The organism is Streptomyces sp. NPDC001292 (assembly GCF_042896465.1).
In the GTDB taxonomy this organism is placed as follows: Bacteria; Actinomycetota; Actinomycetes; order Streptomycetales; family Streptomycetaceae; genus Streptomyces.
Genome location: NZ_JBIAXG010000014.1, coordinates 45073 through 57528 on the forward strand (window position 1 = coordinate 45073; position 12456 = coordinate 57528).

Here is a 12456-nt window from a genome sequence, read left to right on the forward strand (position 1 = left end):
CGTCGGTCCGTCCGCGTTGCCAGTGCCATGTCTCAGCACGCTAGGGCCGAAGGACCCCATCGGTCCAAGACATGGTCCGGCTCGTTTCGATAGGGATTGACTATGCTGGTCTTGTGCAGTTCCAGCAGCTCCAGTACTTCGTGGCGGTCGCCGAGACCCGGCACTTCACCCGGGCGGCCGATCTGGTCCATGTCGCCCAGCCGTCGCTGTCGCAGCAGATCAAGGCGCTGGAGCGGGAGTTGGGCGCGGATCTGTTCCTGCGCGCGCGGGGCAACATCAGCCTCACCGACGCCGGGGAGGCGCTGCTGCCGCTGGCCCGGCGCATCCTCGCCGACGCCGACACGGCGCGGCACGAGGTGCAGGAACTGGTGCAGCTGCGCCGGGGCCGGGTGCGGCTCGGGGCCACGCCGAGCCTGTGCACCGGCCTGCTGCCGGACGTGCTGCGCGCCTTCCAGGACCGCTACCCGGGCATCCGGCTGCTGGTCGAGGAGGGAGGTTCCCACGACCTGGTGCGGGAGCTGGCCCGCGGCGCCCTGGACCTGGCGCTGATCGTGCTCCCGCTGCCCACCCCCTCCCCGGCCCTGACCACGGTGGAGCTGCTGCGCGAGGACCTGGTGGTGGTCTCCTCGCCCGAGGCTGCCGCGCCCGGTGGTCCGGGGCGGCGCTCGGTCGCCGTCGCGGATCTCGAGGGGGAGCGTCTGGTGATGTTCCGGCACGGCTACGACCTGCGGGAGCTGACGGTCGCCGCGTGCCGCGCCGAGGGCTTCGAGCCGGACCTCGCCGTCGAGGGCGGCGAGATGGACGCTGTGCTGGGTTTCGTACGGGCGGGGCTGGGTGTCGCCGTCGTCCCGCGCATGGTCGCGACGCGCTCCGGCCGCGGCCTGCGGGTCACCCCGCTCGCCCGTCCCGGACTGCACCGCACGATCGCACTGGCCCACCGCAGCGACGTGGCCCCGCCGAGGGCCGCGCGGGAACTGCAGCGGATGCTGCTGGAGCGGTGACTCTCGAGCGCGCCCCGCACTCCCAGGCGGGACTTGATGCCCTGTCAAGCTGACTTTGCATCAGCCTTACTTGCCGTCAACTACCTTCCACCGAGGCGGTTTCCGCGGCCAGCCGAGCACGCAGGCCGTCGACCAGCGCCGCGAGGGAGACCTCGAAGGCAAGGTCGGCGGCGGGTCGCCCCTGCGTGGCCGAGACCTCGTCCCGGGCGTGCACCGCCGCGGTGAACCTGGGCACCTGGGGCGAGTCCGGCCCCGGGTCGAACATCGCGGCCGGTGCCACCAGGTCCAGCGCCGAACCCAGGATGAACGACTCCACGCCGACCATGACGGGGATGACCGACGCGGTCGGCCATCCGCCGCGCTCCAGCCCGACCACCACCGACTCGTACATCCGCAGGGTGCGATGCGCACCGGACACCGGCATGGTGGCCAGCAGCGAGATGGTCTGCGGATGCGCCGCGAAGGCCGCCCGGTAGAGCCTGGCCCAGCTCACCAGGGCCTCGTCCCAGGGGAGGGTGTCGAAGACCCTCGCGTCGATCGGGTCGGCCACCAGTTCGCGCACTCCGGCCAGGATGTCGTCCTTGCCCTTGACATGGTTGTACAGCGACGAGGGCCGGACCCGGAGCCGGCGGGCCAGCAGGGCGATGGAGAACCCCTGGGCGCCGACGTCGTCGATCAGGTCCAGCGCCCCGCGCACGATCACCTCGCGATCGAGTACGGGCGTGCTCGGCCGTCCCGTCCTTCGCGTCCCGGCGCTCATCCGGTGTCCCCGCCCCTCTTCCCAAGCGTCGTTGCGTGAGTCTAACCTGCGTCCACTAAAACGAATGGCATTCGCTTTGGGAGTACGTATGCCCCTCACCGTCTTCCGCAACGGCACCGTGTGGACCGGTCTGCCCGCACCGTCCGGCGCCGGGCAGCCGCCGACCGCACTGGCCGTGCGGGACGGCCGCGTCGAGGCCGTCGGCGCCGCGGCCGAGGCGCTCGCCGACGCCGCCGACGAGCTGCTGGACCTCGGCGGAGGGCTGCTCATGCCCGCGTTCGGAGACGGTCACTGCCACCCCGACCAGGGCGGATTCGAAGCGCTCGGCCCGCAGATCAGACCCTGTACCAGCCTGGACGAGCTGGTCGCGGAGGTCGGCCGGTACGCCGCCGAGCACCCGGAGGCCGACTGGATCCTCGGCGGCAGCTACGACTCCACGCTCGCCCCCGACGGCCTCTTCGACGCCCGCTGGCTGGACGCCGTCGCGCCCGACCGCCCGGTCGCCCTGCGGGCCTGGGACTACCACACGCTGTGGTGCAACACCGAGGCCATGCGCCGGGCCGGCCTCGACGGCTCCACCCAGGACAGCGAGCGCGGGCGGTTCGTACGCCGACCCGACGGCAGCCTGATGGGCACCATGGTCGAGTGGGACGCGGTCGACGCGGTCCTCGGCGCCGCGCCCCCGCGCACCCTGGACGAACGCGTACGGGCCCTGGCCCTCGCCACCCGCGCCTACGCCGAGGCCGGGGTCACCTGGATCCAGGACGCCTGGGTGGACCACGAGGCCGTCGACGCCTATCTGACGGCGGCCCGGCAGGGCGTCCTGGCCACGCGGGTGAACCTCGCGCTGCGCGCCGACCCGTCGCGGTGGCGCGAGCAGCTCGCCGAGTTCGCCGCCGACCGCGACCGGATCGAGGCGGCGGGGCTCGACCGGCTGACCGTCCGCACCGTCAAGTTCTTCGTGGACGGCATCATCGAGAACCGCACCGCGGCGCTGCTCGAACCGTACGCCGACGACCCCTGCACCCGGGGCATGCCGGTCTGGGCCGCCGCCGAGCTGCGCGAGGCCCTGGTGGAGATCGACCGGCTGGGACTGCAGCCGCATCTGCACGCGATCGGCGACGCCGGCATCCGCACCGCCCTGGACGCCCTCGCCCACCTCACCGAGGCGCGCGGCCCCCGGGACCGCCGTCCGGTGATCGCCCATGTGCAGATGGTCGACCCCGGGGACCTGCCCCGCTTCGCCGAACTGGGCGTGATCGCCAACATCGAGCCGCTGTGGCTGCAGCCCGACCCGGCGATGACCCACCTGACCATGCCCCGCCTGGGCGAGGTCCGGTCCCGGCAGCAGTACCCGCTGGGGTCGCTGCTGCGCAGCGGCGCCCGGGTCTCGTTCGGCAGCGACTGGCCGGTCACCGACCACCGGCCGCTGACCGGCCTGCCGGTCCCGGTGACCCGGCAGACGCCGGAGCGCCGTCCCGAGGGCGGCTGGCTGCCGCAGGAGCGGATCGACATCGAGACCGCGATGTCCTGCTACACGGCCGGCGTCGCCCACCAGGCGATGGCCGACGACCGTGGTGTCCTGGCCCCCGGACGGGTCGCCGACCTGGTCTGGCTCGATCGGGACCCCCGCGACTGCGACCCGCACGACGTGCCCGCCATCACCGTGCTCGGCACCTGGCTGGCGGGCGAGCGCACCCACGGCACCGAGGGATGACCGCACGGCGGGCGCCGCCGCAAGCCCCGCCGCAGCCCCCGCCCTTGCCGAATCGCCCGGCAATTCCTCATTCTTCTGCGGAAGGAACGCTTCATGACGGATACAGACGCCCCCGCGGAAAACGGACTCAAGCGAGTCCTCGGGCTGCCGGGACTCACCCTCTTCGGACTCACCTATCTCGCCCCGGTGACCGTGTTCACCACCTACGGGGCGGTCACCGGCGTGACCAACGGCCATCTGCCGGCCGCCTATGTGATCGCCCTGGTGGTCATGCTCTTCACGGCCGTCAGCTACGGGCGGATGGTGCGGGCGTTCCCGACCGCGGGGTCGGCGTACACCTACACCCAGCAGTCCTTCGGCGGGCATGTCGGCTTCATGGTCGGCTGGACCCTGCTGCTGGACTACCTCTTCCTGCCGATGATCAACTTCCTGCTGATCGGCATCTATCTGCACAGCCAGTTCCCGTCGGTTCCCGCACGGGTGTTCGTGCTCGCCGCGCTGCTGCTCGCGCTGCTCGTCAATGTGCTCGGCGTGGACTCCATCAGCCGGCTCAGTGTCCTGGTGGTGGGCCTGGCCGGGGTGCTCGTGGTGCTCTTCGTCGCCCTGTCCGTCCACCACTCGCTCGGCCACGGCGTCTCCGAACCGTTCGCCTCGTTCCTGCCGGGCGGCTCCGGAACCTCGGCGGCCTTCTCCGGGGCCGCGATCCTCGCGCTGAGCTTCCTCGGGTTCGACGCGGTCTCCACCATGTCGGAGGAGGCCAGGGACCCGCGGCGCACCATCCCCCGCGCCATCGTGCTGACCACGGCCATCGGCGGCGTGCTCTTCATCGTGGTGTCCTGGATGGGCGCGCTGGTGCACCCGGGCTCCACTTTCAGCAACCCCGACAGCGCGGGCCTGGACATCATGCGGACGCTGGGCGGCTCGGCCTTCACCTCGTTCTTCGTGGCCGTCTATGTCGCGGGCTCCTTCGGCTCCGGGGTCACCACGCAGGCGAGCGTGTCCCGGATCCTCTACTCGATGGGACGCGACGGAGTGCTGCCCAAGCGGGTGTTCGGCTATCTCCACCCCCGCTTCCGCACCCCGGTGATCGCGACCGCCCTGGTGTCCGCCGTCTCGCTGGTCGCCCTGTTCATCAGCCTCGACAACGCCGTGGTGATGATCAACTTTGGGGCCCTGATCGCCTTCTCGATGGTCAACCTGAGCGTGGTCAAGCACTACCTGGTCGACCAGGGCCGCCGGAGCGGGCGCGACCTGCTCTCCTACGGACTGCTGCCGACGGTCGGGTTCGCCCTGACCGTCTGGCTGTGGACCAGCCTGGAGGGCATCACCTTCGAGGTGGGGCTCTGCTGGATGCTGGCCGGGTTCCTGTACCTGCTGTTCCTGACCCGTGCGTTCAGGCGGAAGCCTCCGGTGATGAGCTTCAGCGAGAACCGGACGGAGGCGGTGGCCGCTCCCGGGGACGAACGGGGAGTGGGTGCGGAGGCGGTGCCGCGCGTCTGAGAGCCACGGCCGAGGGGCCTGCCGACGGTGTGTCGGCAGGCCCCTCTGTCGCGTCCGGCCCGCGCCGCCCCGCTTGTCGGGGGCCCGGGCACTGTCTTCGGCTGCGGGTGCGTCGTGGCCGGGCGCGCAGTTCCCCGCGCCCCTGGGAGCCCCTACGTGGCCCCGGGGCCGGGTCCTCGTTCAGCCCGTCGCGTCCGCCAGGGCCAGTTCGTGCAGGCGTTCCGGGGGGCCCGGGCGGGCGTAGTACCAGCCCTGGGCGGTGTCGCAGCCCAGGACGCGCAGTTGTTCGGCCTGGGCGCCGGTCTCCACGCCCTCCACGGTGACCGCGAGGTCCAGGCTGTGGGCGAGCGCGACGATACCCTCGACGATCTTCAGGTCCACGGGGTCGGCCGGGAACCGCTGCATGCCCTGGGTGAAGGAACGGTCCAGCTTGAGCACGCTCACGGGCAGCCGGCGCAGGTTGGCCAGGTTGGAGTAGCCGGTGCCGAAGTCGTCCAGGGCGATGTCGATGCCCATCTCGGCCAGCCGGCGCAGCGGCTTGAGCAGGTCGTCGTCGGCGCCGATGAGCGCCGACTCGGTGACCTCCAGGCACAGCGCGTCCGGCTGCACACCCGCACCCTCCAGGATGTCGACGGTGTCCTGGACGAGCCCGGGATGGGTGAGCTGGCACGGCGAGAGGTTCACGTTGATGCGCAGCGGGCCCTCGGCGCCGTCCCCGTGCAGCTCCCGCCACCGGCGGGCCTGGCGCACCGACTGCTCCATGACCCAGCGGCCCAGCGGGACGATCAGCCCGGTGTGCTCGGCGAGCGGGATGAACCGGTCGGGGCCGAGGACGCCGTGCTGCGGGTGCAGCCAGCGCACCAGCGCCTCGGCGCCGCGCACGCTGCCGTCGCCGAGGCGCACCAGCGGCTGGTACTCGATGAAGAACTCGCCGCGGTCCAGCGCGGTCGGCAGTGCCGTGGTCAGTCCGTGCCGGGTGATGGCGCGGGCGTCGGCCTCCGGGTCGGCGAGCTCGAAGCGGTTGCCGCCGGCCGACTTGGCCCGGTACATGGTGATGTCCGCGCTGCGCAGCACCTCCGCCGCGCTGCGCTCGCCCGCCGGTCCCTCGACGATGCCGATGCTGCCGCGTACGGCCAGTTCCCGGCCGTCGATACGGATCGGGGCGACCAGCGCGTTCATGATGCGGGCAGCGAGCTCGTCGACCTCGTGCCGGGTGCCGGGGCCGGTGGTCAGCGCGACGAACTCGTCACCGCCGAGCCGGGCGACCATCTCGCCGGGCGCGGTCGCGCAGGCCTGGAGCCGGTCGGCGACCTCGACCAGGAGCCGGTCGCCGGCCGCGTGGCCGAGGCTGTCGTTGATGGTCTTGAAGCCGTCCAGGTCGAGGTAGCACAGGCCGAAGCGCTGGCCCTCGCCCGCGTTCAGCGCCTTCTCCAGGCGTTCGAAGAACAGGGTGCGGTTGGGCAGGCCGGTGAGCGCGTCGTGGGTGGCCTCGTAACGCAGTCTCAGGTTGAGCAGCCGCCGCTCGGTGGTGTCCTCCATGAGGGCGAGCTGGTACTGCGGGTGGCCGTCGGCGTCGCGGAGCAGGGAGACGGTCAGGTTGGTCCACAGAACCGTTCCGTCCGGCCGGTAGAAGGCCTTCTCCACGTGGTAGTGCTCGCGCTCGCCGCGCACCAGCTCCTCGTACAGCCGCCACATCTGCGGGGCGTCGTCGGCGTGCGTCCAGTCCCGTACGTTGCGGCCGCGCACGGTCTGCTCGAAGCCGCCGAACATGCGCAGCAACGCGCTGTTGACCTGGAGGACGTTGCCCTCCAGATCGGCGATGGCGATGCCGATCGCCGCGCCTTCGAACACGGCGCGAAAGCGCGCCTCGCTGGCGTGCAGGGCCTGTGCGACCACGCCCTGGGCGCGCAGCGCCGCCTGGGCTATCGCCTCCTGCTCGGCCAGCGTGCGTTCGCGCAGGGCCCGCGCGAACCCGGCCGCCATCGAATGCTGCAACCGCGCGGAGCGGGCCCGCAGGTCCTCCTGGTCGCCGTCCTCGCCGCAGTACAGCACGAGGTAGGCGTCGAGGCAGTCCAGGGAGCGGCTGAGCGCCTCGGGCGCGGTGCAGTGCGCGTCGACCAGGGCCGCGCCGACCGCCTCGCCCTCCTCCGCGTCGAAGGCCCGGTCCCGTAGCGCGGTGCTCAACCGGCGGACGAGCGGCAGGAGCCGCTCCTCGAACTCCGGGCGGGTCAGCGACGTCGAGGTCACCGGGAAGACGGCCCGGCTCCAGATCGTCGTCAGCCGGCGCAGTCTGTCCTCCGGCCCGTCCGGTTCCGCGTTCACGCCGTACGCCCCACGCCGGCGAAACCGGAGAAGGCATAAGGGTCCTCGTCCTCCGGCGCCGTACGAGGCCGCCAGTTCGGCATCGGCACCAGCCCGGGTTCCACCATGTCGTACCCCTCGAAGAACCGCGCGATCTCCTCGCGCGAGCGCATGATCAGCGGGTTGCGAATGTCCTTGTACACGTCCACCAGGGAGCGGCTTCGCTTCGCGGGGACCGGGATTCCCTCGTACGAGGCATGGGTGAGGACGAGCAGGCTGCCCGGCGCGAGCGCGTCGCGCAGCTCGGCCACCGCACCGTAGGGGTCGTCCGCGTCTTCCACGAAGTGCAGTATGGCAACGAGAAGCAGCACGACCGGCCGATTCAGGTCGATCAACCGCCCCAACTCGGGGCTCGCGAGGATTTCCCCGGGCTTGCGCAGGTCGGCCGCGATCACGTCCGCGTCCTCGTTGCCCGCCAGAACGGCCTTGCTGTGGCTGACGGCCACCGGGTCGTGGTCGACGTACACCACCCGCGCGCCGGGCCGGACGGCCTGGGCGACCTCGTGGACGTTGCCGAAGGTGGGGATGCCGGACCCGATGTCCAGGAACTGGGTGATGCCCTCCTCCAGGGCGAACTCCACGGCCCGGCGCATGAACGCCCGGTTGGCCTGCATGATCTTGGGCAGCCCCGGCATGAACTCCATGGCCCTGCGGGCCGCTTCCCGGTCGACCTCGAAGTTGTGCGAACCGCCCAAGTAGAAGTCGTAGATACGAGCGACGCTCGGCACCGAGATGTCGATGCTCCGCGGAGCCCAGGCGGGACGCTCCATCCATCTCTCCACTGCGTAGGCGATCCGGTGTTCGAGCTGAGGCTACTGATCGCCCGCCGAACGGGCGAGCGGAAACGGAAATTGACCATCCGTTCCCGGTCACCACCTGCGCATCCGGTCCGTTCCTCGCACCCGCATCGCGGTGAATTGCCACGTTCTGCGCACACGGCGGACCGCCCCCTCCGCGCGGTGCGGAGGGGGCGGTCCGGTCCGAGGCCAGTCCGGCGGGGAGGTGGTCCCTACTGCGGCGCGCCGATCGCCTTGCCGTCGGGGGAGACGGCGAACCATGTGCCGCCGACGCCCTGGCCGTTGACGTCCCCGGGTGCCTCGTCCCCGGAGAAGGTGTAGAGGGGCCAGCAGTTGACGGTCATCTGCTTGACACCGTCGGGCCGGGTGAAGGGCATCATGCCCTTCTTCACCACGCCCTTGGTGTCGCCGGCGGCGACGGGCGCCACGGCCGGCCACTTCTCCAGGCAGGAACCGGTGCAGGCCGAGACCGACTTCGGCCACGCCTGGTCCTTCGAGAAGCGGTAGACCGTCATGCCGTTCCTGTCGACGACGACGTCGCCCAGTTCGGTCTTCTTCACGGACAGCCCCGGCAGGTTCGTCAGAGAGGCCTTCTTGCCGTCGGGCGCCAGCGCGAACCACCTGCCGTTCACGCCCTGGCCGCTGGTCTCGCCGGCCTTGGTGTCCTTCGCGTAGCGGTAGGCGGGCCACCCGCCGATGGTCAGCTGCTTGGTGCCGTCGGTGCGGGTGACCTCGCCCAGCAGAGCCTTGTCGATGCCGGCGCCGGCCGTGGCGCCGGCGGCCGGAACGGGCGGCCAGGCCCTGGCACAGTCGCCGTCGCAGCTGGACCTGGGGGGCTGGGCCGTGTCCACGTCGAAGCGGTACAGGGTCATCCCGGCGCTGTCGGTGACCACCTTGCCCAACTCCGCGTTGGCGGAGACCGCGAGCTCCCCGGCGGCCTCGGCGGCACCCTGCCGGCCGTCGGCCCCGTAACCGTTGCCGATGCCGCTGTCGGCACCGGTGCCGGCACTCGTCCCGGCACTGCCGAATCCGCCGGCCGCGGCGGTCGCACCCACGTTCTGACTGTCCGCCGAAGGGGCGCCTTCCTGACCACACGCCGTCGTCAGCGCCAGCACGGCCGCGGCCGCCGCTACGAGTGAGGCGCTCCGCCAGGAGGTGTTCATCGTCAACTCCCCATATTCAAAAGGGTGTTGCAGCGCCCTGCTGCGCCGCCGCACGACACTGGGTACGCATGACGGATGCGGTTGTGTTCAACCGCGGCAGAGATTTTCGTTCCGGAACCTGTGACACGTTTCGCGTCACCCCGTACGCGCGTACCCATCGGCGGCGCCGCACCGGCCCGCCGATCAAACCCTCCGACCTGCGGCGTCCCACCTTCGGGGCAATCCGCGCCCACCGCGGCGTGCCGCGGTCCACGACAGCTCATGATCTCGCTCGTGCAACGACCCGAACCGACGCGATCCGCCCTGGTGCTGCGGGTGTTGACGCCGGCGCTGCTGGCGTGGACGTGTGTGGGCGGGGCGGCCCCGGCCGCGGCCGACGCCTGCGCGTACGCCTTCACCGGCCCGGACGGCACGGAGGCGGTGGCGGTGGCCGGCGGCTCCTGGCCCTCTCTTCAGCCCCTTCCGCCGCCGTGCCCGCGGCCGACGCCCAGCCCGAGTCCCACACCGACACCGACGCCCACACCGACACCCACGCCGACGCCGCCTCCGCCGTCCAAGCCCGCGCCGCCGCCGAAGCCGAAGCCCACCCCCAGCCCCACTCCCAAGCCCCCGCCACCCCCGCGTCCGGCGCCCGCCGCCCCACAGCCCCGCCACACTCCCCCACCGCCCTCACCGCCCCCGCCACCTGCGCCGCCGACCCCGGAACCGGCCCCCAAGCCCCGTCCCCGCCCGTCCGCGGCGCCGGTGACCTACCCGCGCCACCACACCCAGCCGCACCGGCCGAGTCCCCGGCGCAGCCCCTCACCCCTCACCTACGTCCTGCTCATCGCGGTACCCGCACTGGCCGCCGTGGCCGCGCTCCGCCCGCGCTGACCCCCTGGGAGGAATCCGTTGTCGGAATGGCTTGTTCTCGTTCTCGCGATGCTGGCCGCCTGTGCGGTGGTCGTGATCATCACCCTCCTGCGGCACCGCACGAAGGCCGTGGACGACGATCCCACCGAGACCCCGGACGTCATCGAGTACATGACCATGTGGATCGGCGTCGTCTACGCCATCGTGCTGGGTCTGGCCATCGCCGGTGTCTGGGAGGCACGCGTCGCCGCCCAGGACCACGTCCAGGCGGAGGCCCAGGCGCTGCACGAGGTCTCCGAGCGTGTCCGTGTCTATCCGCCGGACGTCCGCGACCGCATCCGCGCCGACGTCGACGCCTATGCCGGACACGTCGTGACCACCGAGTGGAAGACCATGGCCGACCACGGCCACGTCACCAAGCGGGGCGACGAACTGCTCGGCCGCGTCCGCGCCGACGTCACCGACTACCAGCCCACGTCGGACTTCGAGGCGCAGGCCTACCAGCCGCTGGTGGACCAGGTGGCCGCCGCCGCCCAGGCCCGCACCGCGCGCGCCGGCTCCACGGGGGCGACGATGCCGGGTGTGGTGTGGTTCGGCCTGATCTCGGGGGGCGTCATCACCATCGGCATGGTGTTCGCACTCCAGATCCGGCGCACGAAACGGGAGCTGATCCTCGCGGGTCTTTTCTCCGCGCTGATCGCCTTCCTCCTCTTCCTGATCTGGGACTTCGACGCCCCCTACAGCCGCGGGGTCTCGGCCACCGCCGGGCCGTTCCTGGACCTGTTCCCGCATCTGACGGGGTGACGTGGCAGACTGACGGCCCCGCATCGTGCCGGGGTCCTGGCCGTCGCGGGGAAGAATGAGGACGGATCACCCGCGAATCCCCTGTGCGGCCCAACCGTTGCCCCGTTCGCCCGAGTGCAATCGCGCCGGAGTGCACACCTCCCTAGCGTTTTGGTCAGCGAGGCGCATATACGGCACAAGCGGAAAAGGTCCGCTGCTGCTCCTCGGGGACCGGAGGACCCATGATGCGCGTAATAGGTGTTGTCTCGGCCGCACTGCTGGGCGTCGGCGCCCTCACCTTCTGCGCGCCGGCCGCCGTCGCCAGCGGCGGTGACGGCCACTCCTACGGAGGCGGCGACAGCCGCTCCTACAAAGACGGAGGCGGTGACGAGGGCCGCTACTCCGGCGGGGGCGGCCGCTCCTACGGCGGCAACGGCCGCTCCGGCTACGGCGATGAAGACGAGGGCAGCTTCGGCGGTCGCGGAGGCGGCGGATCGGAACACTTCCGGCACGGCGTCCGCGCGGGCGGGGGCGGGACCGTCACCGGCTTCGACCTCAAGCAGATCGGCATGGGCACCGCGCTCATCGGCGGCTCGCTCGGCACGGCGTACTACCTCTCCCGCCGGCGCACCGGCGAGGAGAGCGCCGCCTGACCGCGTCCCCTCCCTCGGGACAGGCCTTCGTCCCTGACCTCTCCCGGTCAGGGACGAAGGCCTTCCTGTGTACGGGGGACACCTTCCGGTGTACGCGGATCCAGGGGCGAAGGCCCCACGGGGACGAAGGGATCCGGCGGACGAAAGCTCCGCGGGCACGAAGGGATCCGGCGGACGAAAGCTCCGCGGGCACTAAGGGATCCGGCCCCGCACTCGGGAGGCGGGGCCGGATCCGGGGGGGCCGTCAGGAGCGCTTGTCGGACCGGCGCCGCATCCAGAGCACGCCGCCACCGATGGCGCCCGCCGCCATCAGCCCGCCGCCGATGGCCATGTCGGCCGGGGTGGCACCGGTGGTGGTGCCGCCGCCCACTCCGCCGCGGACACCGCCGACGACGGTGAAGGCTTCCGGCCGGGTCAGCTGCCGGCCGTTGCAGTCGACCGTGATGTCATACGTTCCGGGACGGGCGTCGTCGCGGATCGTCACGACGCCCCTCGCGCGCTCGCCTTCGCCGTCGAACGGCCGCAGCGTCGCCCTGGAGAACACGTGCGACGACATGGTCCCGCCGTTGCGGCAGCCGTCGATCGTGACCACCAGCTGACCGCCGCGGGCGATCACGCCGGGCGAGGGCACGATGCTGTTGACGCCGCCGGGGCCGTGGCCGGACGCGCCGCCGAGACCGGCGACCGGACCGCCTCCGGGTCCGGCGCCGGCACCCGCGCCCTCGCCTCCCTTGTCGCCCAAGCCCCCCAGGCCGCCCAGGCCACCGGGGCCAACGGGGCCACCGAGGTTCCCACCGAAGCCGCCGACGCCAGGGCCGCCGCCGGGAAACTCGTCGGACCTGTCCCCCCGGCCGTTGCCACGGAACTCG

The 12456-nt window shown here is 72.0% G+C and carries 11 protein-coding genes; 6 read left to right on the plus strand and 5 right to left on the minus strand.

From position 1 onward, the window contains the following. The first annotated feature begins 113 nt into the window (after positions 1–113). Entirely contained in the window at positions 114–1001 is an 888-nt protein-coding gene (locus ACFY4A_RS17095; protein ID WP_390830238.1) for a LysR family transcriptional regulator, read from the plus strand. A 76-nt stretch (positions 1002–1077) separates the two neighbouring features. Here the strand turns inward: ACFY4A_RS17095 and ACFY4A_RS17100 are convergent, their stop codons facing one another. Further along, complete coding sequence (locus tag ACFY4A_RS17100; protein ID WP_390830239.1) at positions 1078–1761, minus strand: TetR/AcrR family transcriptional regulator; 684 nt, start codon at positions 1759–1761, stop codon at positions 1078–1080. An 88-nt stretch (positions 1762–1849) separates the two neighbouring features. Between ACFY4A_RS17100 and ACFY4A_RS17105 the strand changes: the two genes are divergently transcribed. Together ACFY4A_RS17105 and ACFY4A_RS17110 are read left to right on the plus strand one after the other, a co-directional pair. Then, positions 1850–3478 (plus strand): amidohydrolase, encoded by a 1629-nt coding sequence (locus ACFY4A_RS17105; RefSeq protein WP_390830240.1) that lies wholly within the window; start codon positions 1850–1852, stop codon positions 3476–3478. Positions 3479–3571: 93 nt separating this feature from the next. Beyond that, a complete protein-coding gene (locus tag ACFY4A_RS17110) occupies positions 3572–4978 on the plus strand; it encodes an APC family permease (RefSeq protein WP_390830241.1) in 1407 nt (468 codons plus the stop codon). A gap of 180 nt (positions 4979–5158) precedes the next feature. On the opposite strand, the gene ACFY4A_RS17115 is transcribed toward ACFY4A_RS17110, so the two are convergent. The 3 genes from ACFY4A_RS17115 to ACFY4A_RS17125 all read right to left on the minus strand — a co-directional run bounded on the left by ACFY4A_RS17115 (position 5159) and on the right by ACFY4A_RS17125 (position 9299). Beyond that, the gene (locus ACFY4A_RS17115; RefSeq protein WP_390830242.1) at positions 5159–7300 is read right to left on the minus strand and encodes a putative bifunctional diguanylate cyclase/phosphodiesterase; all 2142 of its coding nucleotides are present in this window, start codon (positions 7298–7300) and stop codon (positions 5159–5161) included. After that, positions 7297–8109, minus strand: a complete 813-nt coding sequence (locus ACFY4A_RS17120; RefSeq protein WP_390830243.1) for an SAM-dependent methyltransferase — start codon at positions 8107–8109, stop codon at positions 7297–7299. Before ACFY4A_RS17120 ends, ACFY4A_RS17115 begins: the two co-directional genes overlap by 4 nt. 239 nt (positions 8110–8348) lie before the next feature. Continuing rightward, positions 8349–9299, minus strand: coding sequence for an SCO0930 family lipoprotein (locus ACFY4A_RS17125; protein WP_390830244.1), 951 nt, complete (start codon positions 9297–9299; stop codon positions 8349–8351). A 744-nt stretch (positions 9300–10043) separates the two neighbouring features. On the opposite strand from ACFY4A_RS17125, the gene ACFY4A_RS17130 reads away from it, so the two are divergent. From ACFY4A_RS17130 to ACFY4A_RS17140, 3 genes are all read left to right on the plus strand, one after another. Beyond that, on the plus strand, positions 10044–10172 hold the full coding sequence (locus ACFY4A_RS17130) for a hypothetical protein (protein ID WP_390830245.1): 129 nt from the start codon (positions 10044–10046) through the stop codon (positions 10170–10172). Positions 10173–10190: 18 nt separating this feature from the next. After that, complete coding sequence (locus tag ACFY4A_RS17135; protein WP_390830246.1) at positions 10191–10955, plus strand: hypothetical protein; 765 nt, start codon at positions 10191–10193, stop codon at positions 10953–10955. Positions 10956–11176: 221 nt separating this feature from the next. Then, on the plus strand, positions 11177–11587 hold the full coding sequence (locus ACFY4A_RS17140) for a hypothetical protein (RefSeq protein ID WP_390830247.1): 411 nt from the start codon (positions 11177–11179) through the stop codon (positions 11585–11587). A 244-nt stretch (positions 11588–11831) separates the two neighbouring features. Here ACFY4A_RS17140 and ACFY4A_RS17145 read toward each other — a convergent pair whose 3' ends face one another. Further along, entirely contained in the window at positions 11832–12329 is a 498-nt protein-coding gene (locus tag ACFY4A_RS17145; RefSeq protein ID WP_390830329.1) for a hypothetical protein, read from the minus strand. Between the last annotated feature and the right edge of the window lie 127 nt (positions 12330–12456).

Bases quoted from the DNA above. Each gene is read 5' to 3' on its own strand.
- ACFY4A_RS17125 (WP_390830244.1), bottom strand. From the start codon at position 9,299: ATGAACACCTCCTGGCGGAGCGCCTCACTCGTAGCGGCGGCCGCGGCC.
- ACFY4A_RS17100 (WP_390830239.1), bottom strand. From the start codon at position 1,761: ATGAGCGCCGGGACGCGAAGGACGGGACGGCCGAGCACGCCCGTACTC.
- ACFY4A_RS17120 (WP_390830243.1), bottom strand. From the start codon at position 8,109: ATGGAGCGTCCCGCCTGGGCTCCGCGGAGCATCGACATCTCGGTGCCG.
- ACFY4A_RS17105 (WP_390830240.1), top strand. From the start codon at position 1,850: ATGCCCCTCACCGTCTTCCGCAACGGCACCGTGTGGACCGGTCTGCCC.
- ACFY4A_RS17110 (WP_390830241.1), top strand. From the start codon at position 3,572: ATGACGGATACAGACGCCCCCGCGGAAAACGGACTCAAGCGAGTCCTC.
- ACFY4A_RS17140 (WP_390830247.1), top strand. From the start codon at position 11,177: ATGATGCGCGTAATAGGTGTTGTCTCGGCCGCACTGCTGGGCGTCGGC.